Source organism: Pseudomonas sp. JV449 (genome assembly GCF_032424295.1).
Lineage (GTDB): Bacteria > Pseudomonadota > Gammaproteobacteria > Pseudomonadales > Pseudomonadaceae > Aquipseudomonas > Aquipseudomonas marginalis.
Genome location: NZ_VYKD01000005.1, coordinates 492578 through 511592 on the forward strand (window position 1 = coordinate 492578; position 19015 = coordinate 511592).

The 19015-nt window shown below is 59.2% G+C and carries 17 protein-coding genes; 13 read left to right on the top strand and 4 right to left on the bottom strand.

The window, feature by feature from the left end; translation table 11 throughout:
* The 4 genes from F6S08_RS07560 to map form a co-directional block, all read right to left on the bottom strand.
* A complete protein-coding gene (locus tag F6S08_RS07560; protein WP_315871487.1) occupies positions 1 to 768 on the bottom strand; it encodes a M12 family metallopeptidase in 768 nt (255 codons plus the stop codon).
* A gap of 176 nt (positions 769 to 944) precedes the next feature.
* Entirely contained in the window at positions 945 to 2144 is a 1200-nt protein-coding gene (gene dapC, locus F6S08_RS07565) for a succinyldiaminopimelate transaminase (protein WP_065926461.1), read from the bottom strand.
* A gap of 58 nt (positions 2145 to 2202) precedes the next feature.
* Entirely contained in the window at positions 2203 to 4905 is a 2703-nt protein-coding gene (locus tag F6S08_RS07570; protein ID WP_027604481.1) for a [protein-PII] uridylyltransferase, read from the bottom strand.
* 65 nt (positions 4906 to 4970) lie between these two features.
* Positions 4971 to 5753 (bottom strand): type I methionyl aminopeptidase, encoded by a 783-nt coding sequence (gene map / locus F6S08_RS07575; RefSeq protein ID WP_012722594.1) that lies wholly within the window; start codon positions 5751 to 5753, stop codon positions 4971 to 4973.
* Between the two features lie 387 nt (positions 5754 to 6140).
* Here map and rpsB point away from each other — a divergent pair, with 387 nt between their 5' ends.
* The 13 genes from rpsB to lpxA all read left to right on the top strand — a co-directional run bounded on the left by rpsB (position 6141) and on the right by lpxA (position 19014).
* The gene (gene rpsB / locus F6S08_RS07580; protein WP_003219330.1) at positions 6141 to 6878 is read left to right on the top strand and encodes a 30S ribosomal protein S2; all 738 of its coding nucleotides are present in this window, start codon (positions 6141 to 6143) and stop codon (positions 6876 to 6878) included.
* 192 nt (positions 6879 to 7070) lie between these two features.
* Positions 7071 to 7934: a translation elongation factor Ts gene (tsf, locus tag F6S08_RS07585; protein ID WP_065926460.1), complete on the top strand. Its 864-nt coding sequence runs from the start codon at positions 7071 to 7073 to the stop codon at positions 7932 to 7934.
* A gap of 211 nt (positions 7935 to 8145) precedes the next feature.
* Positions 8146 to 8889: a UMP kinase gene (gene pyrH, locus F6S08_RS07590; RefSeq protein ID WP_003172271.1), complete on the top strand. Its 744-nt coding sequence runs from the start codon at positions 8146 to 8148 to the stop codon at positions 8887 to 8889.
* Positions 8886 to 9443, top strand: a complete 558-nt coding sequence (frr, locus tag F6S08_RS07595; protein ID WP_065926459.1) for a ribosome recycling factor — start codon at positions 8886 to 8888, stop codon at positions 9441 to 9443. Before pyrH ends, frr begins: the two co-directional genes overlap by 4 nt.
* Positions 9444 to 9460: 17 nt before the next feature.
* Entirely contained in the window at positions 9461 to 10216 is a 756-nt protein-coding gene (gene uppS, locus F6S08_RS07600) for a polyprenyl diphosphate synthase (RefSeq protein WP_027604478.1), read from the top strand.
* Positions 10217 to 11026 (top strand): phosphatidate cytidylyltransferase, encoded by an 810-nt coding sequence (locus tag F6S08_RS07605; protein ID WP_065926458.1) that lies wholly within the window; start codon positions 10217 to 10219, stop codon positions 11024 to 11026.
* Complete coding sequence (gene ispC, locus F6S08_RS07610; RefSeq protein ID WP_315871488.1) at positions 11023 to 12213, top strand: 1-deoxy-D-xylulose-5-phosphate reductoisomerase; 1191 nt, start codon at positions 11023 to 11025, stop codon at positions 12211 to 12213. Before F6S08_RS07605 ends, ispC begins: the two co-directional genes overlap by 4 nt.
* 54 nt (positions 12214 to 12267) lie before the next feature.
* On the top strand, positions 12268 to 13620 hold the full coding sequence (rseP, locus tag F6S08_RS07615) for a sigma E protease regulator RseP (RefSeq protein WP_065926456.1): 1353 nt from the start codon (positions 12268 to 12270) through the stop codon (positions 13618 to 13620).
* Positions 13621 to 13694: 74 nt separating this feature from the next.
* Positions 13695 to 16082, top strand: a complete 2388-nt coding sequence (gene bamA, locus F6S08_RS07620; protein WP_053137245.1) for an outer membrane protein assembly factor BamA — start codon at positions 13695 to 13697, stop codon at positions 16080 to 16082.
* A gap of 45 nt (positions 16083 to 16127) precedes the next feature.
* A complete protein-coding gene (locus F6S08_RS07625) occupies positions 16128 to 16631 on the top strand; it encodes an OmpH family outer membrane protein (protein WP_003219314.1) in 504 nt (167 codons plus the stop codon).
* A gap of 3 nt (positions 16632 to 16634) precedes the next feature.
* A complete protein-coding gene (gene lpxD, locus F6S08_RS07630; protein ID WP_065948794.1) occupies positions 16635 to 17690 on the top strand; it encodes a UDP-3-O-(3-hydroxymyristoyl)glucosamine N-acyltransferase in 1056 nt (351 codons plus the stop codon).
* 110 nt (positions 17691 to 17800) lie between these two features.
* Entirely contained in the window at positions 17801 to 18241 is a 441-nt protein-coding gene (fabZ, locus tag F6S08_RS07635; protein WP_003172281.1) for a 3-hydroxyacyl-ACP dehydratase FabZ, read from the top strand.
* Positions 18238 to 19014, top strand: a complete 777-nt coding sequence (gene lpxA, locus F6S08_RS07640; RefSeq protein WP_027604472.1) for an acyl-ACP--UDP-N-acetylglucosamine O-acyltransferase — start codon at positions 18238 to 18240, stop codon at positions 19012 to 19014. Before fabZ ends, lpxA begins: the two co-directional genes overlap by 4 nt.
* Position 19015: the final 1 nt, after the last annotated feature.

Consider the following 19015-nt stretch of genomic DNA (forward strand, 5'->3'; position numbering starts at 1 on the left):
TTACGCAGTGGGAGGGCGATCAGCTTTGATTAAAACTTTCATCAACGTATAAATGAGTTGCCCCGCAGGCGTACTGTCCTGTGGATAAAGCGATTGAATAAAATGCTTATCGCCCTCTGATAATTGCAACGGTTTAGGAATTTCGCTTGGGCTTTTCAATCGCGGCCTGGAGAAACTGTAGTGCATGATTGATTGGTCATCGTAAGGCGAAGTTTTCACGGTGCTGCGGCGTGATTTCTTGAGGATGTCATGGTAAGCGTCACCTCTTGTTTTATTTCGGGATTCGTAATCTTTGTAAACTTCATCGTCATCAAATACCAATGTCCGATCCGGGTGCTGGTGTTCATGCCTTAACCCCAGCGCATGACCAAACTCGTGTACCACCTGCGCCTCAACACGTTCCGGCGAACTGCCGAAGCCAATACTCATCGTCGGTTCAGAGGGGGAGATATTTTTGGCGTCCGTTCCAACGTACGACCAGCCTGCAGTGCTCGTGTTGTTTGCGGTAATTCTGATATCGCCCTGCGCGGTATCGACGAACTTGAAGTGCAGGTTTGTGTGAGGCGTCCATTTTCTGATATTGGCTTTTACCAGCGTCTTCTGCGCGTCCGTCATATCCAGCAACGCTATCTTCAGGACTGAATGCTGTGGCCAGAGTTTGTCGGGGGTGGCGATGCCACGTTTATGCCGGGTGGGATTTGATTCGGGCGTCGTAAAGGCGGCTGTATTGTATGGGGAAGTAGCGGAAGGCAAGTTGCAGACGGTCATGTCCTCTCTCCATCAAAAGTAAAAAGCCAGGCAGCCATGAACGGCGCGGACTGCCATTGGCATCATTGTTGGCTGCTACTTTTGGTGGGTGAAAGACGCAGGCGTGTTCCCGTTCAAAGGGTTGCTTGATCTTTCTTTGAGTTGGCCGCTCCGGAACGCGCGAGCGGCCCTTGGGATCAGCGACGACGCTGAATGAAGTCCCGAATTCGCTCAGCCGCTTCCACGCACTCGGCAAGCGGTGCAACCAGCGCCAGGCGCACACGGCCAGCTCCGGGGTTGACGCCATCCACTTCCCGGGACAGGTATGACCCCGGCACCACGGTCACGTGTTCCTCCACGAACAAATCGCGGCAGAACGCGGCATCATCGCCTTGCACATTCGGCCACAGGTAGAAGCCGCCGTCCGGGGCCTGTACGTCCAGCACCGGCTTGAGGATTGCCAGCACGGCATCAAACTTCTCGCGGTACAGGTCCCGGTTGGCCTGCACATGGGCCTCGTCCTGCCAGGCCGCAATGCTTGCCAGCTGGGTTTGCACCGGCATCGCACAGCCATGGTAAGTGCGGTACAGCAGGAAACCCTTGAGGATCTCGGCGTCGCCAGCAACAAAACCGGAGCGCAGGCCTGGCAGGTTGGAGCGCTTGGACAGGCTGTGGAACACCACGCAACGCTTGAAGTCCTGGCGGCCCAGCTCGACGCACGCGCTGAGCAGGCCCGGTGGCGGGGTTTGTTCGTCGAAGTACAGTTCGCTGTAGCATTCGTCGGCGGCGATAACGAAGTCATATTCGTCGGCCAGGGCGATGAGTTTTTTCAGGGTGTCGACCGGGATCAGTGCACCGGTCGGGTTGCCGGGGGAGCAGAGGAACAGGATCTGGCAGCGTTTCCAGATGTCTGGCGATACCGCGTCGAAATCCGGGTTGAAGCCGTTTTCATCCAGGCATGGCAGGTAGTGCGGCTTGGCCCCGGCCAGGAACGCGGCGCCTTCGTAGATCTGGTAGAAGGGGTTCGGACTGACCACCAGCGCGTCATCGCCCCGGTTGACCACGGTCTGGGTGAAGGCGAACAACGCTTCACGGGTGCCGTTGACCGGCAGGATAGTGCGCGCCGGATCCAGCCAGCCCTTGGGGACGTCGAAGCGGCGTTCGCACCAGCCACCGATGGCCTCGCGCAAGGCCGGGATGCCCAGGGTGGTGGGGTAGACCGCCATCTGGTCGAGGTTGTTGGCCAGGGCATCGGCAACGAACTGCGGCGATTTGTGCTTGGGTTCGCCGATGGACAACGCGATCGGGCGCTTGTCCGGGTTCGGCGTGACGCTGCCCAGCAGGGCGCGCAGCTTTTCGAACGGGTAGGGCTGGAGCTGGTTCAGGGCGTTGTTCATCGGTGGATCTCGTGCAAGGCGTTAAAAACTGGGAGGGAGCGGTGGGCCGCTCCTGGTATCAAATCGTCAGGCGCGTCAGCTCGACACCGGGTTCCTGGGGCACGCTCAACTGCTGCACGATCGCCGCCTGCAAGCGCAGGCACAGCTCCGGGTCGGACAGCGGCTGGTTATCGGCATCGGTAATAAAGAACACGTCCTCCACCCGCTCGCCGAGGGTCGCAATCTTGGCGTTCTGCAGTGACAAATCGAATTCCAGGAAAATGCCGCCGATCCGCGCCAGCAGGCCTGGTCGGTCCGGCGCGCTGAGTTCAAGTACGGTCACCGGGCGCTGTGCATCGTTGGAAATGGTCACCTGGGGCGCAAAGGCAAAGTGCTTGAGCTGACGCGGTACCCGGCGCTGGATGATCGTCGGGTAGTCGTCGGGGTTACGCAGGGCTTCGGTCAGGCCTTCGCGGATCTTTTTCACCCGCGCCGGGTTATCGCCGATGGACTCGCCTTCGGTGTCGAGCACGATATAGGTGTCGAGGGTGAACTGGCTGCTGGAGGTGATGACCCGGGCGTCATGGATATTCAGGTTGAGCTGGTCCATGGCCGCCACGGTCACGGCGAAGAAGTCGTGCTGGTCGGGTGCATAGATGAAGATCTGCGTGCCGCCTTCGAATTCGCGCTGGGTGGTTTCCTTGATCAACACCAGCGGGCCGCCATCGGCCGGCTGCTGCAGGATCGCGTCACTGTGCCAGGCGACATCGCCGGCGGTGTGGCGCAGGAAGTAATCGTCCCCCAATTGCGACCACAACTGCTCGACGTCGTCCGGGTCGTTGCCGCCGCGCACCAGGATGTCCAGGGCGGCGCTTTGGGTGCGGCGGATCTGCTCTTCGCGGTCCACCGGGTTTTCCAGGCCACGGCGCAGCGCGCGCTTGGTCTCGGTGTAGAGCTGGCGCAACAGGCTGGCGCGCCAGGAGTTCCACAGGGTCGGGTTGGTGGCGTTGATGTCGGAGACGGTCAGCACGTACAGGTAGTCGAGGCGGGTTTCATCGCCGACGATCCCGGCGAAGTCGTGGATCACCTGCGGGTCGGACAAGTCCTTGCGCTGGGCAGTGGTCGACATCACCAGGTGGTTCTGCACCAGCCACACGATCAGGCGGCTGTCCCACAGTGGCAACTGGTGGCGCTGGCAGAACGCCTCGGCATCCACCGCGCCGATTTCCGAGTGGTCGCCATGCCGGCCCTTGCCGATGTCGTGGTACAGGCCGGCGAGGTAGATCAACTCCGGCTTGGGCAGCTTGGCCATGAGCTTGCTGGCCAGCGGGAATTTCTCTGATACCTGGGTGTACTGCAACTTGCGCAAGTGCTTGATCAGGTTGAGGGTGTGGGCGTCCACGGTGTAGATGTGGAACAGGTCGTGCTGCATCTGCCCGACGATAAACCCGAACTCCGGCAGGTAACGCCCGAGGATGCCATAGCGGTTCATGCGCCGCAGGTTGCGGTGGATGCCGATCTTGCACTTGAACAGCTCGATAAACAGGCTGGTGTTGCGAATGTCGTTGCGAAAGTCGTCGTCGATCAGGTGACGGTTTTCCCGCAGCAGGCGGATGGTGTCGGCGCGTACGCCCTTGATTTCCGGCTGCTGGGCCATCAGCACGAAGATTTCCAGCATGGCGAACGGAGTGCGGCGGAACACGTTGTCGTTGCGTGCCTCGATATAGCCGTCGTGCAGTTGGAAGCGCGAATTGATCGGCTGCGGCGGTGCTTCGTCTTCCGGAGCGAGGATCACTTCTTCGAAATGCTGGATGATCAGGTCGCTGAGCTGGGCAATGCTCATGACCACCCGGTAGTACTGCTGCATGAAGCTTTCGATGCTGGTCTTCGCGTCTTCGCCTTCAAACCCCAGCAGGGTGGCGATGGAGCGCTGGTGGTCGAACAGCAGGCGATCTTCGGAGCGCCCGGCGAGCATGTGCAGGGCGTAGCGCACTTTCCACAGGAATTCCTGGGACGACGCCAGCAGGGCATTTTCGCTCTCTACCAGGAAGCCTTCGCCGGCCAGGGCGCGCAGGTTCAGGGTGCCGTATTGGCGACGTGCGACCCACAGAATCGTCTGGATGTCGCGCAACCCGCCCGGCGAGCCTTTGACGTTGGGTTCGAGGTTGTATTCGGTGTCGTTGTACTTGTGGTGCCGGGCCTTCTGCTCGGCACGCTTGGCCAGGAAGAAATCCTTGCTCGGCCACATGTGCGCGGTGCTGGTGACTTCGAGCATGCGCTGGCGCAGGCGCTCGGGGCCGGCGATGGTGCGGCTTTCCATCAGGTTGGTGATGACGGTCAGGTCGGCGCGGGCCTCTTCGGCGCACTCATCCACCGAGCGCACGCTCTGGCCGACTTCCAGGCCGATGTCCCACAGCAGTGTCAGAAAGCGCTCGATGGAGTCGCGAAAGATCTCATGGTCGGCGCTGTCCAGCAGGATCAGCAGGTCGATGTCGGAGTACGGGTGCAGCTCGCCACGACCGTAGCCGCCGACCGCCACCAGGGCAATATCGGCGTCTTCGCTCCAACTGAACTGTTCCCAGGCTTTTTGCAGGATGTTATCGACGAACCAGGCGCGGTCTTCGATCAGCCGGCGGATGTCCCGGCCGCTGCGAAAGCGCTCGTCGAGCACCTCGCGGGCCTGGCGGATCGCCTTTTTGAATGCGGCGATGGGGCTCGCTTTCAGTGCCAGCTCGGCCTGGAACTGGCCACGGTCGAAGAGTTCGGGATCCACCTGGGGCATTGATCGGCTTTCCTTTCTATCTATCAGTCAGTCACAACACAGTTTGGGAAAACCTTGGCAGCCCTTCACGCCGAAACGCGTGGGATCGTGTCGTCGGCGCGCAGGGTGAAGATCTCGTAGCCGGTCTCGGTGACCAGCAGGGTGTGTTCCCACTGGGCCGAGAGCTTGCGGTCCTTGGTGATGGCGGTCCAGCCGTCGCCCAGCACCTTGGTGTCGGCCTTGCCCTGGTTGATCATCGGCTCGATGGTAAAGGTCATGCCTGCCTTGAGCTCCATGCCGGTGCCGGCGCGGCCGTAGTGCAGGATCTGCGGTTCTTCGTGGAAGACCGTGCCGATACCGTGGCCGCAGAATTCGCGCACCACCGAGAAACCGTTCTTTTCGGCGTGCTTCTGGATCACTTCACCGATGTCGCCCAGGCGGCAGCCAGGCTTGACGATCTCGATGGCCTTGTACATGCATTCCTGGGTGACCTGGGACAGGCGCTCGGCCCACACCGGCACGGTGCCGACGTGGAACATGCGGCTGGTGTCGCCGAAGTAGCGGTCCTTGATCACGGTGACGTCGATGTTCAGGGTGTCGCCGTCCTTCAACGGCTTGTCGCCCGGAATCCCGTGGCAGACCACGTGATTGACCGAAGTACAGATCGACTTGGGGAAGCCCTTGTAGTTCAGCGGCGCAGGAATGGCGCCCTGCACATTGACTATATAGTCGTGGCAGATCTGGTTCAGGGTTTCCGTGGTAACGCCGGGCTTGACGTGCTCGGCGATCATTTCCAGCACGTCGGCAGCCAGTTTGCCGGCAATGCGCATGCCGGCGATGTCTTCGGCGGTTTTCAAACTAACGGTCATACAGGCTCTCTCTAGCGCGATGCGCTGAAATCAATACGGTTTACGGGCGTGCGACAAAAGGTTGCAGAGTTCGCACAAGCGCCAAAAAACGCGATTCTAACAGACGCGGGCGGCAAATCATGAGCCCCCGACGATCGCTTCTCTCTATCAAATGGGGTTATATCGGCTCTATTCAAAGGGTTGCGTAAAGGTCGCCCACGCCAAATGTGATTGCGTGTTTCGTTTTCGCCCTTCGTGTGGTATAAAATGCGCCGCTTTCCGGGGATACCCCGAAAAGCTTAAATCCACACACGTGTCGACACGATGACCTGGGTGCCGGAGGCCTTGATGCCGCTGGTTGGTCATTGGGATACGTGGAGGCCAAACCCGACTTATTAAGGAACTATCATGTCCCAAGTCAACATGCGCGATATGCTGAAGGCCGGTGTGCACTTCGGTCACCAGACCCGTTACTGGAACCCGAAAATGGGTAAGTACATTTTCGGCGCGCGTAACAAGATCCACATCATCAACCTTGAAAAAACCCTGCCAATGTTCAACGAAGCTCTGACTTTCGTAGAGCGCCTGGCCCAGGGCAAAAACAAGATCCTGTTCGTCGGCACCAAGCGTTCCGCTGGCAAGATCGTTGCTGAAGAAGCAGCACGTTGCGGTTCGCCGTACGTCGATCACCGCTGGTTGGGCGGCATGCTGACCAACTTCAAAACCATCCGTGCTTCCATCAAGCGTCTGCGTGACCTTGAAGTGCAGGCCGAAGACGGTACTTTCGCCAAGCTGACCAAGAAAGAAGCGCTGATGCGCACTCGTGACCTGGAAAAGCTCGATCGTTCCCTGGGTGGTATCAAGGACATGGGCGGTCTGCCTGACGCACTGTTCGTTATCGACGTTGATCACGAGCGCATCGCGATCACCGAAGCCAACAAGCTGGGCATTCCTGTTATCGGCGTAGTCGATACCAACAGCAGCCCGGAAGGCGTTGACTACATCATCCCAGGCAACGATGACGCCATCCGCGCCATCCAGCTGTACATGGGTTCGATGGCTGACGCTGTCATCCGTGGTCGCAACCACGTTGCTGGTGGCACCGAGCAGTTCGTTGAAGAAGCTCCGGTAGCCGCAGCTGAGTAATTGACGCCCTGGCGTTGACTCAGTAAGCAAAAAGGGGGCTTGGCCCCCTTTTTGCCACCTCGAAAACCATTTGTCAGCAGCGCAGCTACATCACCTGTAACGTGCAGCGGCTAACAAGGGTGGTTCGGGAAGAATTGATCCCCCGTTCGATCGGGTGGAATGGTTGAAAACCTATCCAAGAGGAATTTGAAAATGGCAGCAATTACTGCAGCGTTGGTTAAAGAACTGCGTGAGCGTACCGGCGAAGGCATGATGGATTGCAAGAAAGCCCTGGAAAAGGCTGACGGCGACATCGAAAAAGCCATTGATGACATGCGTGCTTCCGGCGCCATCAAGGCTGCCAAGAAAGCAGGCAACGTGGCTGCTGAAGGCGCTATCGCTCTGAAAGAAGACGGCAAATCTGCTGTTCTGCTGGAAGTGAACTCCCAGACCGACTTCCTGGCCCTGCAGGACGACTTCAAGGCATTTGTTGCTGCCAGCGTTGAAAAAGCGTTCGCCGACAAGCTGACTGACGTCGCTCCGCTGATCGCCGCTCAAGAAGCTGATCGCCTGGTACTGGTCGGCAAGGTTGGCGAAAACGTCAACATCCGTCGCCTGGTACGCGTTGAAGGTGATGTTGTCGGTGGTTACCTGCACGGCAACAAGATCGGCGTTGCAGTGGTCCTGAAAGGCGGCAACGTTGAGCTGGCCAAAGACATCGCTATGCACGTAGCGGCCAGCAACCCTGAGTTCCTGCTGCCTTCGGAAGTTTCTGCCGAAGCGATCGAGCGTGAAAAAGCTGTGTTCCTGCAGCTGAACGAAGAAAAAATCAAAGGCAAGCCAGAAAACATTGTTGAGAACATGGTCAAGGGCCGTATCAGCAAGTTCCTGGCCGAAGCAAGCCTGGTTGAGCAGGCGTTCGTCAAGAACCCTGAAGTCAAGGTTGGCGAACTGGCCAAGAAAGCCGGTGCTGAAATCGTTTCCTTCACTTACTTCAAGGTAGGCGAAGGCATCGAGAAGCCGGTCGACAACTTCGCTGAAGAAGTTGCTGCCCAGCTGGCTGCCGCCAAGCAATAAGACAGTTTTTAACTGTCGCCCGAAAGAGGCTGCCCGCTCACGCGCGCAGCCTCTTTTCAAATGGGCAGGCCGATTTAATTTGGCTTACCCTCGGAACTGGCTTACAAAGCCGTGTTCCGATGGCGCTGTGAGAGCGTCCAGCTAGAGTGAACGCAAGCCGTAAACGGCTCGCCAAGAATTTTTTAAAAATACGCCGCAGGAGAGATTCGCAATGGCTCAGCAGGGCAGTGGTTATCAGGCTCGCTATAAACGCATTCTACTCAAGCTTAGCGGCGAGGCCCTGATGGGCTCGGAAGAGTTCGGGATCGACCCCAAGGTACTCGACCGCATGGCGCTGGAAGTCGGCCAGTTGGTCGGCATCGGCGTACAGGTCGGCCTGGTGATCGGTGGCGGTAACCTGTTCCGCGGCGCAGCACTGAGTGCGGCCGGCATGGATCGGGTCACCGGCGACCACATGGGCATGCTGGCCACTGTGATGAACGCCCTGGCCATGCGTGACGCCCTGGAGCGTGCCAATATCTCGGCTATCGTGATGTCGGCTATTTCCATGGTGGGTGTGACCGATCACTATGATCGTCGCAAAGCCATGCGCCACCTGAACGCTAAAGAGGTGGTGATCTTCGCTGCCGGTACCGGCAACCCGTTCTTCACCACGGACTCGGCTGCTTGCCTGCGCGCCATCGAGATCGATGCCGACGTGGTGCTCAAGGCGACCAAGGTAGATGGTGTGTACACCGCAGACCCATTCAAAGACCCGCATGCCGAGAAGTTCGATCATCTGACCTACGATGAAGTGCTGGATCGCAAGCTGGGCGTGATGGACCTGACGGCTATTTGCCTGTGCCGCGACCACAAGATGCCGCTGCGCGTATTTAACATGAACAAGCCCGGTGCCCTGCTGAATATCGTACACGGCGGCGCGGAAGGGACTCTGATCGAGGAAGGCCAACAATGATCAACGAAATCAAGAAAGACGCCCAAGCGCGTATGCAGAAATCCCTGGAGTCTCTGAGCCACGCATTTGGCCAGATTCGTACCGGCAAGGCGCACCCGAGCATCCTGGGCAGCGTGATGGTGCCTTATTACGGCGCTGATACCCCGCTGAGCGGCGTGGCCAACGTTACCGTAAAGGATTCGCGCACCCTGCAGGTCGTGGCTTTCGAGCGCAACATGCTCGCTGCAGTCGACAAGGCCATCCAGAGCGCCGGCCTGAACCTCAACCCGACCAACCTGGGTGAGTTGCTGTTGATCTCCATGCCGGCCCTGACTGAAGAAACCCGCAAGGGCTTCACCAAGCAGGCCCGCAGCGCGGCTGAAGATGCGCGTGTTGCAGTGCGTAACATTCGTCGTGATGCCTTGGGCGAGCTGAAGAAGTTGGTCAAGGACAAGGAAATCAGCGAAGACGAAGAGCGTCGTGCCGTCGCCGATATCGACAAGCTGACCAAGGAAGCCGAGGCGAAGATCACCCAGGCAACCGAAGAAAAAGAAAAGGACCTGATGGCCGTATAAGGGGTCAGGACGCCTTCATGGAAAAGACCAAGCAGACTGTGCCCTCCGTGGTGCCGCGCCATGTCGCGATCATCATGGATGGGAATAATCGCTGGGCGAAGAAGCGTTTTATGCCGGGTGTTGCCGGGCATAAGGCGGGTGTCGATGCGGTACGGGCCGTGATCGAGGTGTGTGCCGAGGCCAAGGTCGAGGTATTGACCCTGTTCGCGTTCTCCAGTGAAAACTGGCAGCGGCCCGCCGAAGAAGTCAGTGCCTTGATGGATCTGTTCTTCAAGGCCCTGCGTCGTGAGGCCAAGCGCCTGAATGACAACAACATCAGCCTGCGCATCATCGGCGACCGCTCGCGCTTTCACCCGGAACTGCAGGCGGCCATGCGTGAAGCCGAGGCGATCACTGCCGGCACTGACCGCTTTGTGCTGCAAATCGCCGCCAATTACGGTGGCCAGTGGGACATTGCCCAGGCTGCGCAGCGACTGGCCCGCGAAGTGCAGGCCGGTCATCTGCGGCCGGACGACATCACGCCTGAACTGTTACAGACCTGCCTGGTGACCGGCGACCTGCCGTTGCCTGACTTGTGTATCCGTACCGGTGGTGAGCATCGCATCAGCAATTTCCTCTTATGGCAATTGGCCTATACCGAGCTGTACTTCTCCGACCTGTTCTGGCCGGACTTCAAACACGATGCCATGCGCACTGCGCTGGCCGATTTCGCTTCCCGTCAGCGTCGCTTCGGTAAAACGAGTGAGCAGATCGAAGCTGGAGCCCGGGTTTAAATGCTTAAACAACGAATCATCACAGCACTGATACTGTTGCCGATTGCCTTGTGCGGGTTTTTCCTGCTGGATGGCTCCGGCTTTGCGCTGTTTATCGGCCTGGTGGTCACCCTGGGTGCCTGGGAATGGGCGCGATTGGCAGGTTTCAATGCGCAGCTGCCGCGTGTGGCGTATGCCCTTGTGGTGGCGGTACTGCTGTTTCTGATGCATACCCTGTCGAGCATTATCGTGCCCTGGGTGTTGGGGGCAGCGGTGCTGTGGTGGGCGCTTGCGACCTACCTGGTGCTGACTTTTCCGCGCAGTAGTGGCCAGTGGTCCAGTGTCGCCAGCAAGCTGGTGATTGGCTTGTTGATTCTGTTGCCTGCCTGGCAAGGGCTGGTGGAGATCAAGAATTCGCCGATGGGTAACTGGCTGATCATGGCGGTGATGGTGCTGGTCTGGGGCGCAGACATCGGCGCCTACTTCTCTGGCCGGGCATTCGGCAAGCGCAAGCTGGCGCCGTCAGTCAGTCCGGGCAAGAGTTGGGAAGGCGTGTATGGCGGCCTGGCGTTGACGCTGGTGATCACGCTTGTGGTGGGTCTGGTGCGCGACTGGTCGGCGAAGGAAATCTTCCTGGCCCTGCTGGGCACGGCCATCGTCGTATTTATCTCGGTGGTCGGTGATCTCACCGAAAGCATGTTCAAGCGCCAGGCCGGGATCAAGGACAGCAGCAACCTGCTGCCGGGTCATGGCGGGGTGCTGGATCGTATCGATAGCCTTACCGCAGCCATCCCGATCTTTGCCGTGCTGTTGTGGATGACCGCTTCGTGAGCCGCCTGCAACAAGTGACCGTGCTGGGTGCAACCGGCTCGGTAGGGTTGAGCACCCTGGATGTGATCGCTCGTCATCCTGACCGCTATCAAGTGTTTGCCCTGACCGGGTTCACCCGCCTCAGCGAACTGCTGGCACTGTGCGTGCGTCACGTGCCGCGCTTTGCCGTGGTGCCCGGGCGTTCGGCGGCACGGAGCCTGCAGGATGATCTGCGGGCTGCCGGGCTGGCCACTCAGGTGCTGGTGGGGGAGGAGGGGTTGTGCCAGGTCTCGGCCGATGCCGAGGTGGATACGGTGGTGGCCGCTATCGTCGGTGCCGCCGGCTTGCGTCCGACCTTGGCTGCCGTGGATGCGGGCAAGAAAATCCTGCTGGCCAACAAAGAAGCGTTGGTGATGTCCGGCGCGCTCTTCATGCAGGCGGTGCGCAAGAGCGGCGCCGTACTGCTGCCCCTCGACAGTGAACACAATGCGATCTTCCAATGCATGCCCGGCGACTTTGCTCGCGGCCTGGGCCAGGTGGGTGTGCGTCGGATTCTGCTGACCGCGTCGGGTGGTCCTTTCCGGCAAACTCCCTTGGGGGAGTTGGAGCAGGTGTCTCCGGACCAGGCGTGCGCTCATCCTAACTGGTCGATGGGGCGCAAGATCTCCGTGGACTCGGCAAGCATGATGAATAAAGGCCTGGAGTTGATCGAAGCCTGCTGGTTGTTCGATGCGCGACCGGATCAGGTCGAGGTGGTGATTCACCCGCAAAGTGTGATTCATTCACTGGTCGACTACGTGGATGGCTCGGTATTGGCCCAATTGGGCAATCCGGATATGCGCACCCCGATCGCCAATGCCCTGGCCTGGCCGGAGCGAATTGATTCCGGCGTGGCGCCACTGGATCTGTTTGCCATTGCCCGCTTGGACTTCGAGGCGCCGGACGAGCAACGTTTTCCGTGCCTGCGTCTGGCACGTGAGGCCGCGGAGGCGGGTAACAGCGCGCCGGCGATGCTCAATGCGGCGAATGAAGTGGCCGTGGCGGCGTTTCTCAAACGGCGCATCCGCTTTCCGCAGATCGCGAGTATCATCGAGGACGTCCTGAGTCTTGAGCCCGTGGTCGCGGTGAACGACCTCGGCGCGGTATTCGAGGCGGACACCAAGGCGCGCGCCTTGGCCGAGCAATGGTTGGACCGCAACGCGCGTTAGTCTTGTGGGCGCGATTGAGCCTTGGGGCACTGGATTGGAATGCGGAGAAATTAGATGAGTGCGCTTTACATGATTGTCGGCACCCTGGTTGCTCTGGGTGTGCTGGTTACCTTCCACGAATTCGGCCACTTCTGGGTGGCACGTCGTTGCGGCGTCAAGGTACTGCGCTTTTCCGTCGGCTTCGGCATGCCGCTGGTTCGCTGGCACGACCGGCACGGCACCGAGTTCGTGATCGCGGCCATCCCGTTGGGTGGCTATGTCAAGATGCTCGATGAGCGTGAAGGCGAAGTGCCGGCCGATCAGGTGGACCAATCCTTCAATCGCAAGACCGTTCGTCAGCGTATCGCCATTGTTGCGGCCGGTCCGATCGCCAACTTCCTCCTGGCGATGCTGTTTTTCTGGGTCCTGGCCATGCTCGGCAGCGAGCAGGTGCGTCCTGTCATCGGCGCGGTCGAGGCGGACAGTATCGCCGCCAAGGCAGGTCTGGTCGCAGGGCAGGAAATTGTTTCCATTGATGGTGAGCCGACGACGGGTTGGGGCGCAGTCAATTTGCAGCTGGTACGTCGTTTGGGTGAAAGCGGCACCGTCAACGTCGTGGTGCGTGAGCAGGATTCCAGTGCCGAGACCCCGCGCACGTTGGCCTTGGACCATTGGCTCAAGGGCGCTGACGAGCCTGATCCGATCAAGTCCCTGGGCATCCGTCCATGGCGTCCTGCGCTGCCGCCAGTGCTTGCCGAGCTGGATCCGAAGGGTCCGGCCCAGGCCGCGGGTCTGAAAACCGGCGATCGCTTGCTGGCCCTCGATGGCCAGGCGTTGGGTGAGTGGCAGCAGGTAGTCGACCTGGTGCGCGTACGCCCTGATACAAGGATTGTGCTGAAAATTGAGCGTGACGGTGCTCAAATTGACGTCCCCGTGACCCTGGCGGTACGTGGGGAAGCCAAGGCGGCCGGGGGTTACCTGGGTGCAGGCGTCAAGAGTCCGGAGTGGCCGCCCTCGATGGTGCGTGAGGTCAGTTTCGGGCCGCTGGCCGCCATTGGCGAGGGTGCAAAACGCACCTGGACCATGAGTGTGCTGACCCTCGAATCCCTCAAGAAAATGTTGTTCGGCGAGCTCTCGGTAAAAAACTTGAGTGGACCGATAACCATTGCTAAAGTGGCGGGCGCTTCTGCCCAGTCGGGTGTCGCGGATTTCCTGAATTTCCTGGCTTATCTGAGTATCAGCCTGGGTGTTCTGAATTTGCTGCCCATTCCAGTATTGGATGGGGGGCATCTGTTGTTTTATCTGGTCGAGTGGGTGCGTGGTCGCCCCTTGTCGGATCGGGTGCAGGGTTGGGGGATACAGATCGGTATCAGCTTGGTGGTCGGGGTGATGTTATTAGCCTTGGTCAACGATCTGGGTCGACTGTAACGCTTCGCTGAATTGCGAATCTGCCGCATTTTGCGGCAGTTTGTTTATTGCCAGTTGGAATAAGAAAGGACTTCATGAAACGTCTGCTGCTAACTGCGGTTCTCACCGTATTGATGATCGCCGAAGTTCACGCCGAGTCCTTCACCATCTCCGATATTCGCGTCAACGGCCTCCAGCGGGTTTCCGCGGGTAGTGTCTTTGGTGCCTTGCCGTTGAACGTCGGGGAACAGGCTGATGACCGTCGCCTGGTGGAATCCACTCGTGCGCTGTTCAAAACCGGGTTCTTTCAAGACATCCAACTGGGTCGCGAAGGTAACGTCCTGGTCATCACCGTCGTCGAGCGACCCTCCGTCGCCAGTATCGAGATCGAAGGCAACAAGGCGATCTCCACTGAAGACCTGATGAAAGGCTTGAAGCAATCCGGCCTGGCCGAGGGCGAGATCTTCCAGCGCGCCACCCTTGAAGGTGTGCGTAACGAACTGCAGCGCCAGTACGTTGCCCAGGGTCGCTACTCCGCGACCGTGGAAACGGAAGTCGTGCCGCAGCCTCGTAACCGTGTCGGCCTCAAGGTCAACATCAACGAAGGTACCGTGGCGGCCATTCAGCACATCAACGTGGTGGGCAACACCAAGTTCGCTGATGAAGACCTGATCGACCTGTTCGAGCTCAAGACCACCAACTGGTTGTCGTTCTTCAAGAACGATGACAAGTACGCCCGCGAAAAACTCTCCGGTGACCTGGAACGCCTGCGTTCCTACTACCTGGACCGTGGCTATATCAACATGGATATCGCTTCGACCCAGGTGTCCATCACCCCGGACAAGAAGCACGTCTACATTACTGTCAACGTCAACGAAGGCGAGAAGTACAAGGTTCGTGACGTGAAGCTCAGCGGCGACTTGAAAGTGCCTGAAGACCAGGTCAAGGCCCTGTTGCTGGTGCAGAAAGACCAGGTGTTCTCGCGCAAGCTGATGACCACCACGTCCGAACTGATCACCCGTCGCCTGGGTAACGAAGGCTATACCTTCGCCAACGTCAACGGCGTGCCTACCCCCCACGATGAAGACCACACCGTGGACATCACCTTTGTCGTCGACCCAGGCAAGCGTGCCTACGTGAACCGCATCAACTTCCGTGGCAACACCAAGTCCGCGGACGAAGTGCTGCGCCGCGAAATGCGCCAGATGGAAGGTGGCTGGGCATCGACTTACCTGATCGACCAGTCCAAGACCCGTCTTGAGCGCCTGGGCTTCTTCAAGGAAGTGAACGTCGAAACGCCAGCCGTACCGGGTGTGGATGACCAGGTTGACGTGAACTACGCCGTGGAAGAGCAAGCGTCGGGTTCGATCACCGCCAGTGTCGGTTTCGCACAGAGTGCCGGCCTGATCCTCGGTGGTTCCATCACCCAGAACAACTTCCTGGGTACCGGTAACAAGGTGTCCATCGGCCTGACCCGAAGCGAATACCAGAGCCGTTATAACTTCGGTTATGTCGACCCCTACTGGACCGCGGACGGTGTCAGCCTGGGCTACAACGCCTTCTATCGCACCACCGACTACAAAGACCTTGACGTCGACGTAGCCAGCTATGCAATCGACAGCCTGGGCGTAGGCGCCAACATCGGTTACCCGATCAGCGAGACCTCGCGCCTGACCTTCGGCCTGACTGCGCAACAGGATGAGATCAAGACCGGTGTGTACACCGTGGACGAGATCTTCGACTTCACTCGCAAGGAAGGCGACAAGTTCCTGAACTTCAAGGCGTCCGCCGGCTGGTCCGAGTCGACCCTGAACAAAGGCGTGCTTGCCACCCGTGGCCATTCCCAGAGCCTGACGCTGGAAGCAACGACGCCGGGCAGCGACCTGTCGTTCTTCAAGCTCGACTACCGTGGCCAGTTGTTCCAGCCGCTGAGCGATAACTACACCATGCGCCTGCACACCGAGCTGGGTTATGGCGACGGTTATGGTTCCACCAATGGGCTGCCGTTCTACGAGAACTACTACGCGGGTGGCTTCAACTCCGTGCGGGGCTTCAAGGACAGCACCCTGGGTCCACGTGGTACACCGAGCCGTGGCGTTGGTGTGACCGGTAACCAGGGCACCGTAGCTGACTCCGACAACGACCCGCTGCCATTCGGTGGTAACGTGTTGATCCAGGGTGGTGCGGAAATCCTGTTCCCGCTGCCGTTCGTCAAGGATCAGCGGTCCCTGCGTACTTCGGTCTTCTGGGATGTGGGTAACGTTTTCGACTCCAAGTGCGAACAGATCACCAACCCAAGCGGCGTGAAGTCACGGACTGAGTGCAACGACGTGAGCCTCAGCAACCTGGCGAGCTCGGTGGGTGTCGGTGTGACCTGGGTGACTGCGCTTGGCCCGTTGAGCTTTGCTCTGGCCATGCCGATCAAGAAACCGGATAACGCTGAAACCCAGATTTTCCAATTCTCCCTCGGCCAGACGTTCTAAGCGTCTGACCCAAGATAACGACAACGGATTCTGTAGGAGTACATCGTGCGTAAGTTGACTCAATTGGTTCTGCTGGCCACCGTGCTGGTAGCCACCCCGGCCTTCGCCGAAATGAAAATCGCCGTCCTGAACTATCAGATGGCCCTGCTGGAATCCGATGCGGCCAAGAAATACGCCGTGGATGCCGAGAAAAAATTCGGTCCGCAACTGACCAAGCTCAAGACGTTGGAAAGCAGCGCCAAGGGTATCCAGGACCGTCTGGTAGCGGGTGGCGACAAGATGCAGCAAGGCGAGCGCGAGCGTCTGGAGCTTGAGTTCAAGCAAAAGGCCCGTGACTACCAGTTCCAATCCAAGGAGCTGAACGAAGCCAAGGCTGTTGCCGACCGTGAAATGCTGAAACAGCTGAAGCCTAAACTCGACAGCGCCGTGGAAGAAGTCATCAAGAAAGGTGCCTTTGACCTGGTGTTCGAGCGTGGCGCAGTGATTGACGTCAAGCCTCAATACGACATCACCCGTCAGGTGATCGAGCGCATGAACCAGCTGAAGTAAGCCATGACCGCGACTATCAAGCTCGGCGAGTTGGCCGAGTTCCTGGGAGCCACCTTGCGTGGTTCCCCGGAGAAGGAAATTACTGGGCTAGCCACCTTGCAGGAGGCTGGCCCAGCTCAGTTGAGCTTCCTCGCAAACCCCCAATACCGTAAATACCTGGTCGACTGCCAGGCCGCAGCCGTGTTGCTGAAGGCCGCTGACGCCGAGAGTTATGCCGGGGATGCCCTGGTAGTGGCTGACCCCTACCTGTCGTACGCAAAGGCGTCGCATCTGTTCGACCCGAAGCCCAAGGCAGCAGGTGGTGTTCATCCGTCTGCGGTTATCGCCGATGATGCCCAGGTTGACCCTGCGGCCAGCATCGGTGCGTTTGCGGTGATCGAGAGCGGTGCACGCATCGCGGCCGGTGTAACGGTCGGTGCGCATTGCTTTATCGGCGCTCGCTGTGTAATCGGCGCCGACGGTTGGCTGGCACCTCGCGTGACCCTGTACCACGACGTGCGCATCGGTGAACGTGTGGTCATTCAGTCGGGTGCCGTGATCGGTGGTGAAGGCTTCGGTTTTGCCAACGCCAAGGGCGTCTGGCACAAGATTGCCCAGGTCGGCGGTGTATTGATCGGCGACGACGTGGAAATCGGTGTCAACACGGCTGTCGATCGCGGAGCCCTGGCCGATACCGTGATCGGTAACGGCGTGAAGCTCGACAACCAGATCCAGATCGCCCACAACGTGCAGATTGGCGATCACACCGCCATGGCCGCGTGTGTAGGCATTTCCGGCAGCACCCGGATCGGCAAGCATTGCATGCTCGCCGGTGGCGTAGGGCTGGTGGGGCATATCGATATTTGCGACAACGTTTTCATCACCGGTATGACCATGGTGACCCACTCGATTACCGAACCGGGGGCCTACTCATCTGGTACCGCCATGCAGCCCGCAGCTGAATGGCGCAAGAGCGCAGCACGTTTGAGGCAGCTCGACGACATGGCTCGACGTCTCAAACAGCTGGAAAAGCGTGTTGGGGACGTGACCCCTGGCGGTAATGCTTCATCAGAAGGCTGATACCATTTCCATATCAAGTGTGCACAGCCGCTAGACTGCCTCCTTGATTTGCTAGCGGGGCGTGCGTTTAGTCGCCCGCCCCCAATCTTTATTACAGGCTTCCCCCCGAAATGATGGACATCAACGAGATTCGCGAATACCTGCCTCACCGTTACCCGTTCCTGCTGGTGGACCGTGTAGTGGACCTCAATGTTGAGGAAAAGCGCATTCGTGCCTACAAGAATGTCAGCATCAACGAACCGTTCTTCAACGGTCACTTTCCCGCGCATCCCATCATGCCGGGCGTATTGATCATCGAAGCAATGGCCCAGGCTGCCGGTATCCTTGGTTTCAAAATGCTCGACCTCAAGCCTGCCGACGGCACGCTTTACTATTTCGTCGGCTCCGACAAGTTGCGCTTTCGCAACCCGGTTACCCCGGGTGACCAGTTGATCCTGGAAGCCAAGTTCATCAGCTGCAAGCGCCAGATCTGGAAGTTCGAATGCCAGGCCTCGGTAGATGGCAAGCCGGTTTGCTCTGCCGAGATCATCTGTGCGGAACGCAAACTATGAGTTTGATTGACCCTCGCGCAATCATCGATCCGTCGGCCGTACTGGCCGCCGACGTTGAGGTCGGCCCCTGGTCGATCATCGGCGCAGGTGTGGAAATCGGCGAGGGGACTGTCATCGGGCCGCACGTGATCCTCAAGGGTCCGACCCGCATTGGCAAACATAACCGCATCTACCAGTTTTCCTCGGTAGGCGAAGACACCCCGGACATGAAGTACAAGGGTGAAGAAACCCGCCTGGTAATCGGTGATCACAACATCATCCGTGAAGGCGTGACCATTCACCGTGGCACCGTGCAGGATCGTGCCGAGACCACGCTGGGTGATCACAACCTGGTCATGGCCTATGCCCATATCGGTCATGACAGCGTGATCGGCAACCACTGCATCCTGGTCAACAACACCGCGTTGGCTGGCCATGTACACGTTGACGATTGGGCGATCCTGTCCGGTTTTACCCTGGTGCATCAGTATTGCCATATCGGCGCCCACAGCTTTTCCGGCATGGGCACTGCCATCGGCAAGGACGTTCCGGCGTTCGTCACGGTGTTCGGCAACCCGGCCGAAGCCCGCAGCATGAACTTCGAAGGCATGCGCCGTCGTGGCTTCAGCGAAGAGGCGATCCACGCCCTGCGCCGCGCCTACAAGGTGGTCTACCGTCAGGGGCTGACGGTGGACCAGGCGTTGATCCAACTGGCCGAGCCGGCAGCGTTGTTTCCGGAAGTCGCGGTGTTCCGTGACTCGATCCAGGCGTCGACCCGCGGCATCACCCGCTGAT